Origin of the sequence: Staphylococcus sp. IVB6181 (assembly GCF_025561445.1) — a bacterium.
GTDB classification, from domain to species: domain Bacteria; phylum Bacillota; class Bacilli; order Staphylococcales; family Staphylococcaceae; genus Staphylococcus; species Staphylococcus simulans_B.
In genome coordinates this window covers 791650-809147 of record NZ_CP095096.1, presented here as the reverse complement: position 1 = coordinate 809147, position 17498 = coordinate 791650, and the positions used below count along the sequence as shown (strand labels likewise).

18 protein-coding genes are annotated in these 17498 nt (G+C 37.8%); 7 read left to right on the top strand and 11 right to left on the bottom strand.

The features are described from left to right. Nucleotides 1-143: 143 nt before the first annotated feature. A complete protein-coding gene (gene nhaC, locus MUA90_RS03560; RefSeq protein WP_262588391.1) occupies nucleotides 144-1562 on the bottom strand; it encodes a Na+/H+ antiporter NhaC in 1419 nt (472 codons plus the stop codon). Nucleotides 1563-1585: 23 nt separating this feature from the next. Continuing rightward, on the bottom strand, nucleotides 1586-2656 hold the full coding sequence (locus MUA90_RS03555; protein WP_105993255.1) for an NAD/NADP-dependent octopine/nopaline dehydrogenase family protein: 1071 nt from the start codon (nucleotides 2654-2656) through the stop codon (nucleotides 1586-1588). A 403-nt stretch (nucleotides 2657-3059) separates the two neighbouring features. Between MUA90_RS03555 and MUA90_RS03550 the strand changes: the two genes are divergently transcribed. The 4 genes from MUA90_RS03550 (at nucleotide 3060) to MUA90_RS03535 (ending at nucleotide 5270) form a co-directional block, all read left to right on the top strand. Continuing rightward, a complete protein-coding gene (locus tag MUA90_RS03550; protein WP_114602813.1) occupies nucleotides 3060-3437 on the top strand; it encodes a DUF4870 domain-containing protein in 378 nt (125 codons plus the stop codon). A gap of 130 nt (nucleotides 3438-3567) precedes the next feature. Continuing rightward, nucleotides 3568-3900 carry a DMT family transporter gene (locus MUA90_RS03545; RefSeq protein ID WP_114602812.1) on the top strand — a complete coding sequence of 111 codons (333 nt, stop codon included), beginning with the start codon at nucleotides 3568-3570 and terminating at the stop codon, nucleotides 3898-3900. Beyond that, nucleotides 3900-4214, top strand: a complete 315-nt coding sequence (locus MUA90_RS03540) for a DMT family transporter (RefSeq protein WP_262588390.1) — start codon at nucleotides 3900-3902, stop codon at nucleotides 4212-4214. Before MUA90_RS03545 ends, MUA90_RS03540 begins: the two co-directional genes overlap by 1 nt. A gap of 87 nt (nucleotides 4215-4301) precedes the next feature. After that, nucleotides 4302-5270, top strand: coding sequence for a 2-hydroxyacid dehydrogenase family protein (locus MUA90_RS03535; RefSeq protein ID WP_262588379.1), 969 nt, complete (start codon nucleotides 4302-4304; stop codon nucleotides 5268-5270). 153 nt (nucleotides 5271-5423) lie between these two features. Here the strand turns inward: MUA90_RS03535 and MUA90_RS03530 are convergent, their stop codons facing one another. From MUA90_RS03530 to MUA90_RS03495, 8 genes are all read right to left on the bottom strand, one after another. Then, complete coding sequence (locus MUA90_RS03530; protein ID WP_262588376.1) at nucleotides 5424-6548, bottom strand: FAD-dependent monooxygenase; 1125 nt, start codon at nucleotides 6546-6548, stop codon at nucleotides 5424-5426. Between the two features lie 101 nt (nucleotides 6549-6649). Continuing rightward, nucleotides 6650-7426, bottom strand: a complete 777-nt coding sequence (locus MUA90_RS03525) for an N-acetylglucosaminidase (protein ID WP_262588374.1) — start codon at nucleotides 7424-7426, stop codon at nucleotides 6650-6652. 25 nt (nucleotides 7427-7451) lie between these two features. Continuing rightward, complete coding sequence (locus MUA90_RS03520) at nucleotides 7452-7697, bottom strand: hypothetical protein (RefSeq protein ID WP_105993248.1); 246 nt, start codon at nucleotides 7695-7697, stop codon at nucleotides 7452-7454. A gap of 143 nt (nucleotides 7698-7840) precedes the next feature. Further along, complete coding sequence (locus tag MUA90_RS03515; protein WP_105993247.1) at nucleotides 7841-8305, bottom strand: helical membrane plugin domain-containing protein; 465 nt, start codon at nucleotides 8303-8305, stop codon at nucleotides 7841-7843. Then, a complete protein-coding gene (gene fdhF, locus MUA90_RS03510) occupies nucleotides 8298-11255 on the bottom strand; it encodes a formate dehydrogenase subunit alpha (protein WP_262588371.1) in 2958 nt (985 codons plus the stop codon). Before fdhF ends, MUA90_RS03515 begins: the two co-directional genes overlap by 8 nt. A gap of 568 nt (nucleotides 11256-11823) precedes the next feature. Then, entirely contained in the window at nucleotides 11824-12123 is a 300-nt protein-coding gene (locus MUA90_RS03505) for a hypothetical protein (protein ID WP_262588370.1), read from the bottom strand. Nucleotides 12124-12241: 118 nt separating this feature from the next. After that, a complete protein-coding gene (locus tag MUA90_RS03500) occupies nucleotides 12242-13198 on the bottom strand; it encodes an LCP family glycopolymer transferase (RefSeq protein ID WP_262588368.1) in 957 nt (318 codons plus the stop codon). 71 nt (nucleotides 13199-13269) lie between these two features. Next, nucleotides 13270-14073, bottom strand: a complete 804-nt coding sequence (locus MUA90_RS03495; RefSeq protein ID WP_262588366.1) for an inositol monophosphatase family protein — start codon at nucleotides 14071-14073, stop codon at nucleotides 13270-13272. A gap of 398 nt (nucleotides 14074-14471) precedes the next feature. Between MUA90_RS03495 and MUA90_RS03490 the strand changes: the two genes are divergently transcribed. Further along, the gene (locus MUA90_RS03490; RefSeq protein WP_105993242.1) at nucleotides 14472-15158 is read left to right on the top strand and encodes a helix-turn-helix transcriptional regulator; all 687 of its coding nucleotides are present in this window, start codon (nucleotides 14472-14474) and stop codon (nucleotides 15156-15158) included. 36 nt (nucleotides 15159-15194) lie between these two features. Here MUA90_RS03490 and MUA90_RS03485 read toward each other — a convergent pair whose 3' ends face one another. Then, nucleotides 15195-15911, bottom strand: coding sequence for a CPBP family intramembrane glutamic endopeptidase (locus MUA90_RS03485; protein ID WP_262588363.1), 717 nt, complete (start codon nucleotides 15909-15911; stop codon nucleotides 15195-15197). A gap of 98 nt (nucleotides 15912-16009) precedes the next feature. Between MUA90_RS03485 and MUA90_RS03480 the strand changes: the two genes are divergently transcribed. Further along, a complete protein-coding gene (locus MUA90_RS03480) occupies nucleotides 16010-16348 on the top strand; it encodes a hypothetical protein (RefSeq protein ID WP_262588361.1) in 339 nt (112 codons plus the stop codon). Between the two features lie 247 nt (nucleotides 16349-16595). Beyond that, nucleotides 16596-17468, top strand: a complete 873-nt coding sequence (locus MUA90_RS03475) for a MurR/RpiR family transcriptional regulator (RefSeq protein ID WP_262588360.1) — start codon at nucleotides 16596-16598, stop codon at nucleotides 17466-17468. Nucleotides 17469-17498: the final 30 nt, after the last annotated feature.

Sequence of the window (17498 nt, the reverse complement as noted above, 5' to 3'; positions counted from 1 at the left end):
TCCTTCTTGCATAACTATAATTGTACTACTCTCATTAGTTAGTTATACCCGGATATGTTCCTTTCTAATGTTAAAAATACTAGAAAATGTAAGAAATCAATGTAAAAAAGCTGCCCCACGCCATGTGAGACAGCTTAAAAAGCTTAATCGTGCTGTGTATAATGTGTTGCATTCGGTGATTTTTCTTTCTTGATACTCCATCCAGTAAAGCCATAAAACAATGCGAATACCACACATAAATAACAAGGCACCGTCCAAATGAAGTAAGAATAAACATCAACACCGAGTTGTTGTGTATAGTAAATACCTGAAGTCCCCCAAGGTATTAATGGGATGATCATCGTACCTGCATCTTCTAATGTACGTGATAAATTAGTTCTGGATAATTTCATTTCATCATACATATCATACAGCAGCATACCTACTACGATAATAACTACTGATGCAACACCGGCAGCTAAGACCATGATCAAACCAGATACTACTGTCACTAAAATCAATGTACCTGGAGAAGTTACTTTGTCTTTAATTGTATTTAACATCACTGTTAAACAACCGGATTTTTCAACAATGCCCGCAAATGCATAACCGCAAAAGATTGTCACAATGACTTGTGTCATGCTCATCATACCGCCTTGTTCAAGCAATGTTGAGGCTTTATCATTCAAATGTACCTGTTGTACAATCATATCTGGTTTAAAGCCGTCGAATGCAGCTTTGAAACCATCCGCAAATTTAAACCCATGATTCAATGCGCCGACAAAAATCGCCGCAACACATGACACGAGCATGCCAGGTACTGTTGAAAAACGCATTAAAAGACAAACAATAATCACAATCGCAGGAATCCATACTGCAAAGTTTAAATGATAAACATTTTCTAACTGACGCAATAAAGCATTGATTTGGCTTTTATCTGCGCCTGATTTATGATTCAGTCCCGCAAAGAACCATACAATCATCCCTATAATCGATGCAGGAATAGTCGTCCACATCATCGCTTTGATGTGTGAGAAAATGTTAACGTTTGTGACCATTGCGGCTAAGTTTGTTGTATCAGATAACGGAGACATTTTATCTCCGAATACTGCGCCTGCAATAATAGCACCTGCTGCCATGCCTGGATCAATATGTAACTGATGGGCAATCGCAATTAATGCAATCCCGGCAGTTGAAGCTGATCCCCAAGCAGTCCCTGTCGCCATAGACGTAATAGCTGAAATCAAGAAAGCAGATACTAAGAAATAACTAGGATTCAATAACTTTAAACCATAATAAATCAGTGCAGGTACAGTGCCTGAATACATCCAAGTCCCAACCACAATTCCGACACATAGAATAATGTAAATTGTCGGCATGGCAGTACTTAACCGTTCTGTAATCCCCTCTTCTAAATCTTTCCAGCGCAATCCTACACGCCACGCAATTACCGCAGCATAAGCAGCTGAAAGAATTAATAACGGCTGTACCGGAATTCCAAATACTACAAATCCTACAATTACCAAAATCATCATAACGATAATTGTAGAAATTGATTCAAGTAATGTCGGCATTCTTTTCATACATTATCCCCCTTGTTTAATTGTTAATCTAATCCAACTTTATCTCTGCCTAACTCATCAATCGTTAAACCTTCATCAAAGAAATCACGTTCTAAGATTGTTGAAGCAATCACAATAATCGCGTCAATATTAGGTGTTTCTACCCCTAGTTCACGACCTAAACTTGACCATAATACCAATCCGAAAGCAATATCTTCAGTTAAATAACGGTTTTTCACGTGATTCGGTCCTGGAATTTGAGAAAAGACAGGACTTTCGTTAAACAGACGGTTCAATGGCTCATCTTCGTGTTTTCTTTCTAAATAACCGCGTTGAATACGTGCTTCTTTAGCCGTCTGCAATTCAAAACCTAAACGTCTGCCTAAAGATAAACGTTCTAATTCAACCGCATGCAATAGACGTACGGTATGTTTTGTAATCCCTTCTTTATATAAAGAGAAATCGCCAGAATAATCAATACGTCCCACATTTAAGAGTGTAGGGCCGGGATGTACTTCTGGGTTGCCGTTTTCTAAATTGGTTTTCCATAAGTTTTCTTCTTTGATGATTTGCGGATAAACTTTTTCTACTTTTTCAAAGTCATCGCTTAAGTATTCTTGATAATAAGATGTGAAGTAGACTTTTCGTACATTTAATGATAAGTCGACAATACCTTCTTCAAAATCAACACGTGTACCATAAGTTAAAGTATTCGCTTCTGCGAAGTGCGGGCGTACATCAATGTATTCATCTTCCAATACATTAATAAAACGTGCTGAGCCCATGGCTGCGGCCATATTGAAGAAGATAATCTGCTCATCTTTCACAAACGGCGCCATAATACGTGCATAATATTCGATGAACGTTGAAGGGATAATCATTTGAATAATTTCTGCCCCTTCGATTACTTCTTCGATATCATCACTGACTTGCGTAAAGTTGACAAAGCTTTCTTCCCCTTCATTATTAAAATGAAAGCCGCCCTGCTCAATAGCTTTATCGAACTTTTCAATGGATGCGTTGCGGCAATACAACTTAACGTCGTGTCCTTGGCTTGTCATATCTACCGCTGCAGTAACAGCCCCGTTACCTGATCCTACAATAGCAATTTTCATAACTGTATACCTTCTTTCTCTGTTTTATCGTGATTATGAAAAACCGCACAAGCGCTTTATTGCAAAAAATAAAGTGAAGTACGGCTCTCGAAGTAAAAAATATTGCCTTAACTATCTAACCGTCTTTAACAAAAATAAAACAGAAAACATAAGGAACTTGTGTCTGTCTGAACATGCACAACAACAGTTTTCTGCGACGGTTAAACGGTGTATTATAAGTATCGTAACATGATTAAGCAAATAATAAAATATAAATTTGTTTCCTGACTGTTATCTTTAAAATACTCATATTTCTAGTGATGGATATACGCATTTTCGTCATACTGGTATAATAATGAATAGAGTATATTGCTAAATGAATTTTTTATACTTAATCTACCATATACTTAGGAGGCATACTTTGATGAAAGACGAAACAACAGAGCTGCACCATGACACTACAGAAAAGTATCAACAGTTTCCCACACCCGATGCACGTACATTCGCATGCTTGATTTATGTCCTCAGTTTCTTTACAACCGTTGTCGGACCGCTTATTATTTGGTTGTTAAAAGGTCAAGAATCTGAGTTTATTAATCAAACGGCTAAAAATTACTTCAATTATTTTATTTCTTATATAATATGGTCTTTTGTTTCTCTATTATTGATGTTCGTTTTGATAGGATTTGTGATTGCGCCGATTATCGCACTATTGAGTTTTATTTTCTCAATTATCGCAGCCGTGAAAGCATATAATGGAGAAGATTATGTCATTCCATTGACTATCCGCTTCATCAAATAATTTCAAACAGCACATTGTGCTGTTTTTTCTTTTGTTCAGATATCAATAAATTAAAAACATGTTGATTGTAAGGTTATGCCTAATTTGAGAGAATGGACAGTACTGATTAAAAAAATGAGGAGGAATCGACATGCGCTGGTTCAAAGTTATCTTGGCAGGTCTTGTTGAAATCATTTGGGTCAATTGTATTAAAAATGCGGATTCTGTCTTAAGCTGGGGCGTCACATTCATTATGATTGCTATTAGTTTCGCGCTCGTCATCAATGCCTGCAAATCCTTACCTGTCGGAACGGCTTATGCCATCTTCGTCGGTATCGGAACTGTCGGTACAATTATTATCGATATGGTCTTTTACGGAGATCCTTTCAGTTTTACCAAACTCTTCTTTATAGTATTACTGCTGATTGGTATTATCGGACTGAAACTCTCCACAGATGACACAGAAAGCGAGGGTTCACAATAATGGCTTGGTTTTTCTTATTTATCGCCGGTTGTTTCGAAATAGCAGGCGTTATCTTATTAAACGAATTAAATCGTACCGGTAAAAAATTCTATATCGTCTTATTAGGTATTGCGTTTATCTTCAGCTTCAGTATCTTATCTCTTGCGATGAAATCTATACCGATGGGCACAGCTTATGCTATATGGACAGGTATCGGTACCGGCGGCGGTGCGATTATCAGTATGATTTTCTACAATGAATCTAAAAACTTCTGGCGCATTCTTTGTATCGGTTTAATTGTTGTCTCTTCTGTCGGATTAAAATTAATTTCATAATGCAAAAGTTAATCACAGTGTATTAATTGTTTATCGTCCTTCCTTCTAATATACTTAATATATAAGCAAAGAAAGGGAGTGTTTTGTATGGTTAAGGTCTATATTGCAGGACCCATCCCTCAAGTAGGGTTAGATATCCTAAAAGAAAACAATATTGAGGTAGATATGTATGACGGTCCCGGTGTCGTGGACCAAGAAACATTGAAAAACGGTGTAAAAGATGCAGATGCATTAATCAGTATCTTATCTACAAACGTAGACAAAGATGTGATTGAAGCAGGAGAAAATCTGAAAGTCATCGCAAACTACGGCGCTGGCTTCAACAACGTAGATATCGATTTTGCAAAATCAAAAGGTATCTATGTTACAAATACACCAAAAGTTTCAACACGTTCTACTGCAGAACTTACTTTCGCATTAGTCCTTGCAGTAGCACGCCGCATTCCTGAAGGCGATCAACTTTCACGTACAAAAGGCTTTGACGGTTGGGCACCTCTATTCTTCAGAGGCAGAGAAGTTTCAGGCAAAACAATCGGTATCGTAGGTTTAGGTGCAATCGGTTCAGCAGTCGCAAAACGTGCCAAAGCTTTCGATATGGATGTTCTCTACACTGGTCCTCACCGCAAAGAAGATAAAGAACGTGAATTAGGTGTGAAATATGCTGACTTTGATACACTCTTAGAAAACTCTGATTTTGTAACAATCAACGCAGCATATAACGATAACTTGCATCATATGTTCGACACAGAACAATTCAAACAAATGAAACCGACTGCTTATTTAGTCAATGCTTCACGCGGACCTATCGTTAACGAACAAGCACTTGCTGATGCATTGAAAGATAAAGTTATTGAAGGTGCAGCATTAGACGTTTACGAATTCGAACCAAAAATCACAGAAGACTTGAAATCACTAGATAATGTGGTTATCACACCGCATATCGGCAACGCAACTTTTGAAGCACGTGACGGCATGGCAAAAATTGTTGCGAATAACACAGTTGACGTCTTAAAAGAAAACAAAGCACCTAAATTCGTCGTTAATGATGTAGAATAAACCATCATTACAATAATAATTCGATGCATTATCGATGAATGTTAAAAGAGGTTGAGGCCAAACGGCCCCAACCTCTTTTGCTTTTCTGATATCTGTCCTTCTGTTTTCTATTTTCTGTTATAGCTTACCCTCAACTCTATTGAGAGTGCTTTATTATTCAGCTTTAGTTTTGTATAAGAATTTTGCTTGGTTAGAAATAAGCTTAGACGGAATACGTTTTAAGACAAAATTGCGCAAACCGATCATCAATCCGTTTTGGTACTGTGCTTTTTTACCGATACTGCGTGAACGTTTGATTACTTTTCCAGTGTGTTTGACACGCAATGCATCATAACGCGACAATGCTTCTCTGAAGTCGTATTTGCTTAAGCAGTTCGTTAATACAATTGCATCTTCCATAGCTTGTCCTGCACCTTGACCCATATTCGGTGTTGTCGCATGTGCAGCATCGCCTAAAAGCAATGTGCGTCCGTACACAAATGACTGCATCGGTGTTAAGTCATAAATATCATGACGGATAATACCTGTTTCGCTTTGCTGGTCTAAGATGCGGCGTACTTCATTCGGATAATGATTATAATAAGCTTGGATATAAGGCTTAGTGAAATCTTTGAATTTAGGATCGCCTTGTTTCGCATTCACTGCGATGAACCAATAGGCTTTATTGTTTAATAATGGGACAATCCCTACTCTGCCTTTAGCACCCCAATATTCTTTTGCGGTGTGTTGCTGTGTCAGGCTGATATCTTCTACTAATCCTCTGAAGCATGTGTAACCTTGATAATTCACTTTTGCTTTCGGATTCACTTGCTGGCGAATTATAGAATGCAGACCATCTGCCGCAATACATAAATCAAAATGATGTGCTTCGCCCTGCTCAGTTGTCAATGTAACTTTCGAACTGTTTTGTACTAAGTTGATAATTTTAGTACCTGTATGAATCACAGAATCCGGTACATAAGAAGCGATAATCTCAATTAATGTTTGTCTCGCCAAAGTTAAATTGACTGTCCCTTTTTTCATCACAGCTTTATTCAATGTATGTCCTTTATCATCTAAGATTTCCATCTCTTTGATAACTTGTCCTGCATTTTTAATCCCTTTTGCCATATCATGGTTGCCTAATTTTTCTAAAACATTGCCGCCGATACCGATTCCGGCACCCACTTCTTTGATTTCCTCTTGTTGTTCGAATACATGAACTTCATGATCTTGTTCATGCAACAAGGCAGCTGCGGTTAATCCGCCAATGCCGCCGCCGACAATAGCTATTTTCATCTCAAAATCCACCTCTTTTTAACACTTCTTATTTATCATATCATATTCCCTGTTTACTATGCTTTTACGTTACAAAAAAGAGGGCTGCTGCCCTCTTGTTGTTATTTATAGAAATTTTTGCGTACATCGTCTTTTTTGATGCCGTATTTTTGATAATAATGCTCCATCATCCCTGCAATATTTTGGTCCCATCCGATATCGCTGGCGTATTGATGCTGACCAGGATGTGCTGGATTCCAGCGCATTTGATATAAAGAAATTTGATAGCGATCGAAGAATTCTTTGCGTACAAAACGCGCACCGCCCATAATAGCATTTTCAGGTGAAGTCCACTTTTGTTTTTTCGCATAGCTGTGTCCATGCTTCATCGCATCTTCATCAAAAGCACCGATACCGTAAAAGTTATAATACGTCTTGCCTTTATAGTCGATACCTTTTGCAAGTTCTGAACGGCCATGTCCGGTTTCTATCAAAGCGTGACTCACAAGGTAAATTACATTCACATCATATTTTTCTTGTGCTTTTAAAAAGGCATCACCTTTATTTTCAAGTACACCTTTGCCTTTTAACATTTGATTGACTTCTGCTTCATCCATCGGCACCTCTTCAGAGATATCCATATAACTGATATTCTGGTGCTGATTTTTGATCTTCATGGCTTGTGCAACATCTTCATCAGATGCATTCACAAAACGTCCTTTGTCTTCTTTAGTATTCAATACACCTTTTTGTGTTTGAAGTTGTACCGCTTCATCAAACGTATAATTGCGGTCTTTATGGAATAAGCCGGTTTCATTAACAATTAATAAAATAATAAATATGACTAAAATCAAACCGACGAACAACTTGAAAATACGGTTTCGTACTGCTCGATTCATATAGTGTACTCCTCATGTATTATTTCTATTTCAACATAAAGTATGCCGCGATAATGACAATCATTACGATTATGAAAGAAAGATTTATAATTAACTTCATTCCTGTTCTGTCGCGGAATAAAACATTAAACATCATTAAACTTATCGTTAAGCCTATAACGAACATCGTAATCGCAAGTACTACTTTCATCATAATCAAAAAGATGAAACCAAGTACCACAAACACATTCGATATAATGGCCAACCCTTTTAGTATTTTAGGGTTAATCATCAAAACACCTGCTTTCTATTTCAATACGCATCAATGCTATTAAAGTTTATCACAAATCAGCACCCTTTAGGTGCAAGGTTTCTATTATGTATAAAAAAGAGCTGTTCTTACTTAGAACAGCCCTTATAAAGCAATCTCCCAAATTAACGAGACATTCCTTTTAAAATATTTAAGAAGTAAGTAATACTTCTGTTTGCTTCATCATCTTTCAATAAACCGACTAAGCTGCCGATTGACGTACGTTGGTTCGGACTTGCTTGATTCGCATTTTTAAGTCCTTTATTTAATTTCTCCAACATTTCTTCTGTGCCTGCAACGTCAACTTTGCCAAGCATAAATACAAGCGGTGCTAAGTTGTTTAAAAGACCTGTATAGTGCTCTTTATTCAATTCATTTGTGATTTTCTTAGTGATGACACCGCGTTTTTCGACTGCGCCAATACCAGCGTCTAAGATTTTTGCGTCATCTAAGACTTTAACTAAACGAATTGCTTTTAAAATAACATCTTTATTTTCCGCAATTGCATCCGTCACTTCATTGATGTCTTTTGCTTTTTGCTCTTCGTGCGAAACTTCCATACGTCTAATTTTTCTAATATTTTCAGCCATCGTGTCTCACCTGATTTCCTGGGAACACGTAGTCTGGACGTTCCCATTTTTTCTGAACTTGAACACTATATTGCGGGTTGCGTTTTGTATCTACACGGAAGTTAGCAGGGTTCAATGGTGATTTGCCTCTTCTTGTAATAACTTCCATACGTGCAGATGTACGTTTGTAAGATGGTGTATCTGTGTCTTTATCCACATCACTGTTTGTTAACATGTTCACTGCACCTGCAGTACCATCTTCATCCGCATTGTTATTCATAGGAATATAAATTTCTTTGCCTTTTACGCGATCTGTAACGTGAACGACTAATTGAATTTCTCCTGTAGAAGAAATCAATTTGACTTCAGCACCTTCATGAATACCGCGGTCTTCCGCTAATTCAGGTGAAATTTCTACATAGACATTCGGCACTTTGTATTTAATACCAGGCACTTGATAAGTCATGTTGCCTTCGTGGAAGTGCTCTAAGATACGTCCGTTGTTCACATGGATATCGTACTCTTCATCTTGTTTGAAGAAGTTATCGAATGTTAATGGATAGAACTTCGCACGTTTGTTAGGGAAGTTGAATCCGTTCAAGTACAATGTCGGTTCGTCTGTACCGTCTTCATGTACTGGCCATTGTAATGACTTGTAGCCTTCTAAACGTTCATAGTTTACACCTGCGAATAATGGTGTCAAGCTTGCCATTTCATCCATGATTTCGCTTGGATGTGTATAGTTCCAATCTAAGCCGACTTTGTTTGCGATCAATTGAATGATTTCCCAGTCAGGTTTAGAATCGCCAAGCGGTTCAATTGCTTTGTATAAGCGTTGGATACGACGTTCTGTATTAGCGAAAGTACCATCTTTTTCAAGTGACGGCGCTGCCGGCAATACTACGTTCGCAAAGCGTGCAGTTTGTGTTAAGAAAGCATCTTGAACAACTAAGAAGCCGACTTTTTCAAGTGCTGCTTGTACATAGTTAATGTTTGAATCTACGATACCAGTATCTTCACCGTAGATGTACATTGCGTCGATTTCACCTTTATGAATTCCGTCCATCATTTGATGGTTGTCGCGTCCGACATGTGCTGGAATTTCAACGCCCCATGCTTTTTCGAATTTCGCACGGATTTCATCATCTGTCACATCTTGGTAGCCAGGGAATTTATCCGGCATACTGCCTGCGTCACTGCAGCCTTGTACGTTGTTGTGTCCGCGTAACGGATATGCACCTGTACCTGGTCTTCTGTAGTTGCCTGTCGCAAGCAATAAGTTTGAAATTGCAGTACTTGTATCACTACCGATGTCTTGTTGTGTAACACCCATAGCCCATGCAATACTTACACTTTCAGAATCTACCATTTCATGTGCGAAATGAATCAAGTCTTCTTTAGGAATACCTGTTGCTTCTTCCGCAAATTCCATTGTGAATGGTGCTAATGATTTGTAGTATTCATCGAAATTGTCTACCCATTCATCGATGAATGCTTGATCTTGAAGGTCATTATCGATGATGTATTTTGTGACAGCTGCCATCCAAACTAAGTCAGTACCTGGTTTAGGTTGATAGAATTTGTCGGCACGTTCTGCCATTTCATGCTTACGAATGTCGAAGACATGTAATTTGTTGCCGTAAAGTTTGTGTCCGCGTTTGATTTTAGATGCGATAACAGGGTGTGCTTCAGCTGTATTTGTACCTACTAAAACAACCATTTTCGCAATCATTAAATCATCCGCTGAACCTGAGTCGCCGCCGTGGCCTACTGTACGGAATAAACCTTTTGTCGCAGGTGCTTGGCAATAACGTGAACAGTTGTCGACGTTATTTGTACCAAGTTGTCTTGATAATTTCTGCATTAGGTAAGATTCTTCAATAGTACCTTTAGATGAAGCGATGAATGATAATGCATCAGCACCTTGTTCTTCTTTGATACGCAAGAAGTTTTCACTGATTACATTCAATGCTTCTTCCCATTCAACTTCTACGAACTCGTCGCCTTTACGTACTAATGGTTTTGTCAAACGTTCTTCTGAGTTGACGTAATCCCAACCGAACTTACCTTTCACACAGCTTGAAATGCGATTTGCTGGCGAATCGTGCTGCGGTTGAACTTTAAGGATTTCACGGTCTTTTGTCCAAACGTCGAATGAGCATCCCACACCACAGTATGTACATACTGTTTTCGTTTTCTCAATACGTTCTTCGCGCATTGCTGCTTCTGAGTCAGAAATAGCAAATAGCGGACCGTAACCTGGTTCTGCTTTTTTAGTCAAGTCAATCATGTCTGCTAAAGTACCTGGTTCAGTATCTGACATATAACCAGCTTCGCCCACCATGTGGTTTTCCATCATTGCGTTACATGGACATACTGTCGCACATTGTCCGCAAGATACACATGATGATTCGTTGATAGATACGTCGTTATCCCAGATAACACGTGGTTGTTCACGTTCCCAGTCGATAGATAGCGTTTCGTTGACTTGTACATCTTGACAAACTTCTACGCAACGGCCGCATAGAATACATTGACTTGGGTCATAACGGTAGAAAGGACCGAAGTCTTTCTCATAACCTTTGTCTTTATATTCATATGATTGTTCCTGAACACCGAATTCATCCATAGTATTATGGATTTCGCAGTCACCGTTGTTGTAGTCGCACACTGTACAATAAAGTACGTGTTTTTCTAAAATGCGATCTAAAGCTTCCTTTTGAGATGCTTTCACATCGCTGTTTGTCGTGTTAACGACCATTGGTCGATCAATTGTTGTTCCGCATGCGCGTTCGATTTTACCATCGATTTCTACCGCACATGTGTCACAAGTTTCAATCGGCCCTAACGATTCGTTATAACAGATTGACGGCACAAATGTATCTCTAGATTTGATGAACTGGAGAAGATTCGTACCTGGTTCCACAAGATAGTCTTTCCCGTCTAATGTAAGGACAAGATGGTCTTGCATATAATCACCCCTATATTCTGAGGTCTAGCAAATGTGTTTAAGCTGATGACATACCGACTAATGCATACCTGGCCAATTGATGAGGGTTGGCGGTCATGCAAGGGTCGCACGCACTCACGATGTCACGCTGCTATGTTCTCTGTTATACGAAAGTATGTAGAAAACATAATAGTCTTTGAAATTAAGCAATCTTTAGATGAACAATGCAACAATATTGCGGTTGCATCTCACTCCCTTTAGAAACGAAAAAGTCTCTAAAGATTCAACTCATTTCCATAACCTCTGTTTTTTATATAAACCGTAAATATTGAAGACTAGTCTTTTTTGGCCCACGCAATAAAAAAATAGTCTTACTGTTAATTCTAATACTTATTGTCATAAATGTTAAGACCCATACTTATATATTCACTCTAAAGTTGACATATTAAACCTTTTATTCATTATTTTTTATTTTCCACATCTTTTTTCCATAAAAGTTTAGATAGCTTCGTCATATAAATCTAATTATTGCCAAAAAACGATTAAAAGAGAAAAAAAATGCCGACACATGACATGCCGGCATTAGTTCTTACTTATCATGTAATCTACCTAATAATTCCTCTTTAAGAATATTGATAGCTTCATCGAATTTAGATTCATTGTGGTTCGCATCTGCATGCAATACAAGTGCGTTCACTAAATCAACATCATTGTATTCGCTGGCTTTTAATTTGAATTGATCAATACCGACTTCTACAGCATTGCCGTTAGCTTGGTATTCAGTAATACCATAATAGTTATCTGCACCTAAGCCGCCTTCATCTACCATTTCAGATACGTCTTGTACTTCTTGATTATCTACTTGGTTTTCTTCACGATTGTTTGTCATAAGATATTCCCCCTCTCCTTGATATTACCCGAATTTTATTATTTTATTTGCGTAGAAACTAACATTTTAGAATAAAAAAACACCAAGCTGAACTTTAGTTCAACTTGGCAATTTGTCATTATAAATCCAGGTTTTCCCTTAATGCATTCGATACATTATTTAATGATGATTCATCTGGAACGTAATAATAGAGTCCATCATTTTGAATACCGCCGCTGCCTTCTAATTGAAGACGGTTTACGTTTTCATTCGCTTTTTTATATTTAGAACGGATTGTATTCAACTCGCCTAAAGATAAGTCTGTTTTTACATTCTGTTCGATTTGATCTGTCACACCATTAAAGTTTGTCAGTGATTTAACACTTGTCAACTCATCCGCGATACCGCGCAAGACTAATTGCTGACGCTCTTGACGGCCGAAGTCGCCTCCTGCGCCTTCTTCTTTACGAGAACGGATAAATGCCAGTGCTTGGTCGCCGTTCAAGTGCGTTTTCTCGCCTTTAACAAAATGATTGCCGTCAAAGCTGAATGTTGCGTTGCTGACAACATCTACGCCTCCGATAGCATCCACCATGCCTTTAATGCCATCCATATCAACTGTCGCATAATGATCAATCGGTACATCTAACAATTTCTCTAATGATTTGACTGCCATGTTCGGTCCGCCGTAAGCATAAGCATGGTTGATTTTTTCTGTTGAACCGTGTCCTACAATTTCAGCTTGTGTATCACGCGGGATACTGACAATTTCAGTTGTCTTTTTATCAGGGTTGATCGATAACACCATAATAGAGTCTGAACGCTGACCGTCTCCTTCACTCTTACGCTGAGCATTGCTGTCTACACCGAATAAGGCAATCGTGAACGGGTCGCCTCTATTTAGATCAACTTTTTCTTTTCTTAATTCGGATTTATCTCTGTCTAACGGATTATGAATCTTGCCGCCTACCGCAAAAATTTTAACCGCTAAATAAATTGCAGCGATTAATGCAAGCAGGACTAAAATACCAAATGCCCATAACAAAATTTTAGGCACCAGCCCCATTTTGCGACCAGATTTATCTGCTCTTTTCACCCAACCACTCCTCTGTCTTTATTTAAATCAATTATATTATAGCTCAAATTATTTGAAATGGTCCTTAAGTCTTATGAATTTTTATTGACTTCATAACCGCCGTCGCGGTTTAAAATTTCAAGGACAGCTTCGTGGCAGCCGAAATTGCTGATGATAAATGGTCCGCCAAGCGCAAAATCGATAGGTTCATTTTTCAAATTCGTCATCTTCAAACCTAACTCTTCAGAAAATAAGAACTGTGCTGAAATATCCCATGGCTTTGCATTGGTATTGATATGTGCTCCGAATTGACCTTTCATTACACGTAAAGAATCCAGTCCGCAAGAACCGATTAAACGATAACTGAATGCCGCATTTTTCAAATCTGCTTGTGTCTGTTCATTAATAACATATAAATTATAAGACAATATCGCATCATTAATATGGAGCGGCGCAACTTTCGGCATTCTGACTTCATTTTCAAAAGCCCCTTCGCCTTTGATTGCTTTATATAATGTGTGATGCGGATAATCATAAATATAAGCAAGCAGCGGTTCTCCTTCAGAGAAGTAGCTTAAAATAATGCAGTAATCTGTCTTTTGTTTTACAAGATTCGCTGTACCGTCAATAGGATCCATGACCCATACATCACCGTGTTTCGCATCGACTAAATCATTGTTCTTTTCTTCGCCGAATAACTGATGGTCAGGATAATGTTCATTAATAAATGCTTCAAACTGATCTTGTATCATTCGATCGACATTCGTCACTAAGTCGAATTTATTTAATTTAGTCTCTGTATGCATATCTGCAATTAAATTCGGAATAATGTCATCTAAACCTTTTAACCAATGTCTGATTGCTTGATCTAATTCTAATAGTTGCTGTTGATTCAAAATACACACCTCATATCCTTAATATCTTATGTATGTTTACATTCTAGCACGTTACACCCTTCGACTGTTAATAACCTTGAAAAAAATAAAAAACCGACTAGCTTAACTAGTCGGCATAGAAAGGAAAGTAAGTAATAATATTGAAGATGTTAATTAACTAGTGATTTGCACGTTCTAATAAATCACACGACTATGATTTATCATTACCCCTTTGTTCACTAAGTGCTATCTCCTAGTTACTAATGATAGTGTAGCACATAACTTTTGAAAATGTAAGCGTTTACTTGAAAAAATTCGAGAATTTTTTATCTTTTTTTCAAAAGCACCGTTTATAAATATCAAAATTAAATACATATGCTATAATGATTGTAATATGTAATGTTTCGGAGGTGGCATGATTGAACAAAATAGAACGTCAAAATAAACTTGTACAAGCAATTGAAACGAATGATCAGCTTACTGCATCTCAGCTCGCGAAAACACTTAAAGTTTCTAAGCGTACTATCTTGCGCGATATTCAAGATTTAGAACAGCAAGGGGTACAGATTATCGCAAAACAAGGCATGCTCGGCGGCTATCGTATCCAGCAAAGTCATGCCCCTATTACCCTTGAATTGACCGAAGATCAAATGCTGGCACTGTTTATGACATTGAATGAAAGCCAATCTTATTCTCAACTCCCATATAAAAAGGAAATCGAACAGCTTATCAAGAAATGTTTAAACCAACCTGCCACACATATAAGACGTATCCTAAAACGTATGGATCGCTACATTAAATTCGAATCTAATCCAAATCCGACACTTCCTCAAACATTTTCGGACTTATTAATTTATTGTGCCGAACGCAATGTCATGCTGGTTGAATATGAAATGAATCAGCAAACCTTCACTGAAAATGTCATCTTTATCGGCTTAGTCTGCCGCCATGCCGAGTGGCGTGTCGTAACGTTTGATATCGGGCACGGACATACAAAAGAAATCGCAATTGATGCGATTCATGATATTTCTTATTCATTCCATAAAACTGTCAAAACACATGACATTACCATTTATAATTATCAGCAATTTTTAAACTCCAACTAATGGCACAAACCATCAGTTGGAGTTTATTTTTGCGGCTTATAAGAAAAATAGCGACATAATAAAGGATACTAAGTTGTTAGCCATATGAATCGCTATTGTGGATGCAGTATTTTTACCGGATTTGAAATATACATACACAATGACCAATGCAATAATTAAGTAGGAACCGAATTCTAACGGTGAATTGGCACCTGTCACATGCATCAATGTAAAACCAATCACTGAGATAATGCCCATGACAATATAATTGAATTTCTTGCCTAACTCTCCGATTAAAATCGTTCTGAAGAACAATTCTTCAACGACAGGACCGAGTATCACGACAAAGATAAAGGTGAACGGCAAGAAAGCAGGATTATGAAACAATGCATCTAACTCTTTTTCATTTTGTGTCTCAGTATAGCCGAAGCCTTCCGGCAATAAAGTCATCAAATGATTGTAAAGTGTTTCTGCGCCCATCGCGATAACCAGCATAATCAATAGAAACAGCCAGTGCCGCTTCACATATTGCCATCCTAAAGAGAACCTCAGCGGCATTTCACTGTAATGGAAGTAGTAGTAAATGATTAATAACGCTATATATGTATTGATTTGTCCGATTGCTGAAATGGGTATCAATGTTGATTCTGTCAACGCTACATTAAAATTAGCTGCGATCAATGTCTGTATAAATGTAAAAATAAAGATCAGTACAATACCTATCGGGATTAACGTTAAGTCACGCCATGCCGGTTTATGATTTCTTAATTCCATAATGCTCTCCTCTTAACACAAAATTATTTTCTCATGCATTTATCTTATGTTATTCGGTTTAAAATCACAAATCATTTTCTTTAAAGGAGCCTATTCTTATGACAACACCTTCAATAGAAGCACAGCTGTATGAACAACTCGTATTCGGTTTATCCTTAAGCAGAAACTATCGCCACGCTTTATTGCTCAACCGGCCCAAACAAGTTGAAAAGCATCGTGCGTCCATTCAAACATGGGTAGCACACGCACATCATGAAGCTGTAGCTTTAATAGAGACACACCCCTCATTTCTCGTTGTACGTTATTGCGACTTGCTTTCAAAACTCATACATCAACCATTGCTGCCGCTCACTACCGGCAACTATTATACTTTAATCGATACGTTTGAAGCTCAAATCCATGAGGTTCTTCACTTGTTTCATCATCAAGAACACTAATATTTTGATAGATTGTTTATTTTTATTAGTAAACTGTTTAAACATTAATAATATTGGTATTGTAGTAATAGTTAATTAAATCCTCAATTGTTTTAGTGCGTGTCATATAGTAAACTTAAAACCATTGTTACGGTTAGCAGATATCTGGGAGGCTATCTGATTTTCAATTCAGTTTGCTGAAACAATTAAGGGAAATTGTTTACCGCTATCTATCATCTTAAAATAGATCAAGAAGCAGGTGGTTATGATGACAAATATATTATTTACACTTGAAACAAAATACAGCACACTCACTAAAAGCGAGAGGAAAATTGCGGATTTTATTTTACAACGGCCGCACCAGGTCATCAATATGACCACTTCGGATTTAGCTGACAGCACCAATACCAGCCCTTCTTCTGTTGTCCGCTTCGGCTATAAAATTACAGAAGGCGGATTTCAAGCTTTAAAAACTGAAGTTGCGAAGTACTTGTCTCAACGTACGCAGCCAAAGCCATTAGAACTGCAGCCGAATGAATCCATCGACTCGATTAAACGCAAAATGCTTTCGCGTACCACGCAAACACTATGCAATGCGTCTAATGATGTCGATGAACAACAAATCGAACATGTCTGCGAAAGACTGAAAAATTCTCGCACTATCTTTTTATTCGGTTTCGGCGCATCTTATATTTCTGCTTTGGATTTGACACAAAAGCTGTCTAAAGTCGGATTGAATGCACAGTGTATCGAGAGTGTACATACTTTAATCAGTTTAATCGCAACACATGATGCCAGAGATACTTTATTTGTAATATCCAACAGCGGTGAACACAATGAACTGGAAGCCATTGTTCGTGTAGCATCTGATTATCATTTATTCCTCATTACATTGATGGGCAATGCAGATAATCCGATAGCATGCTACAGCGATATTAATCTGCTCTACAGCGAGTCGGAGGAAAGCGAGTTTCGTATGGCTGCGACGACATCTCTCGTTGCACAGCTCTTTACGATTAATGTCTTGTATTATCGTTATTTATCTATGGACTTTTCTAATTCGCTTGATACGATTACCCAATCTAAAATGGCTTTAAATAACTACAAGAAGCATTTATCTAAAATTAAATTTGAGCATTAAAAAAGAGTTGAGCTTGCGCCCAACTCTTTT

Bases quoted from the DNA above. Each gene is read 5' to 3' on its own strand.
- MUA90_RS03525 (WP_262588374.1), bottom strand. From the start codon at position 7,426: ATGAATCGAGCAGTACGAAACCGTATTTTCAAGTTGTTCGTCGGTTTG.
- MUA90_RS03485 (WP_262588363.1), bottom strand. From the start codon at position 15,911: ATGGAATTAAGAAATCATAAACCGGCATGGCGTGACTTAACGTTAATC.
- MUA90_RS03540 (WP_262588390.1), top strand. From the start codon at position 3,900: ATGGCTTGGTTTTTCTTATTTATCGCCGGTTGTTTCGAAATAGCAGGC.
- MUA90_RS03505 (WP_262588370.1), bottom strand. From the start codon at position 12,123: ATGACAAACAATCGTGAAGAAAACCAAGTAGATAATCAAGAAGTACAA.
- MUA90_RS03475 (WP_262588360.1), top strand. From the start codon at position 16,596: ATGACAAATATATTATTTACACTTGAAACAAAATACAGCACACTCACT.
- MUA90_RS03535 (WP_262588379.1), top strand. From the start codon at position 4,302: ATGGTTAAGGTCTATATTGCAGGACCCATCCCTCAAGTAGGGTTAGAT.
- nhaC (WP_262588391.1), bottom strand. From the start codon at position 1,562: ATGAAAAGAATGCCGACATTACTTGAATCAATTTCTACAATTATCGTT.
- MUA90_RS03520 (WP_105993248.1), bottom strand. From the start codon at position 7,697: ATGATTAACCCTAAAATACTAAAAGGGTTGGCCATTATATCGAATGTG.
- fdhF (WP_262588371.1), bottom strand. From the start codon at position 11,255: ATGCAAGACCATCTTGTCCTTACATTAGACGGGAAAGACTATCTTGTG.
- MUA90_RS03550 (WP_114602813.1), top strand. From the start codon at position 3,060: ATGAAAGACGAAACAACAGAGCTGCACCATGACACTACAGAAAAGTAT.
- MUA90_RS03545 (WP_114602812.1), top strand. From the start codon at position 3,568: ATGCGCTGGTTCAAAGTTATCTTGGCAGGTCTTGTTGAAATCATTTGG.
- MUA90_RS03515 (WP_105993247.1), bottom strand. From the start codon at position 8,305: ATGGCTGAAAATATTAGAAAAATTAGACGTATGGAAGTTTCGCACGAA.
- MUA90_RS03480 (WP_262588361.1), top strand. From the start codon at position 16,010: ATGACAACACCTTCAATAGAAGCACAGCTGTATGAACAACTCGTATTC.
- MUA90_RS03555 (WP_105993255.1), bottom strand. From the start codon at position 2,656: ATGAAAATTGCTATTGTAGGATCAGGTAACGGGGCTGTTACTGCAGCG.
- MUA90_RS03530 (WP_262588376.1), bottom strand. From the start codon at position 6,548: ATGAAAATAGCTATTGTCGGCGGCGGCATTGGCGGATTAACCGCAGCT.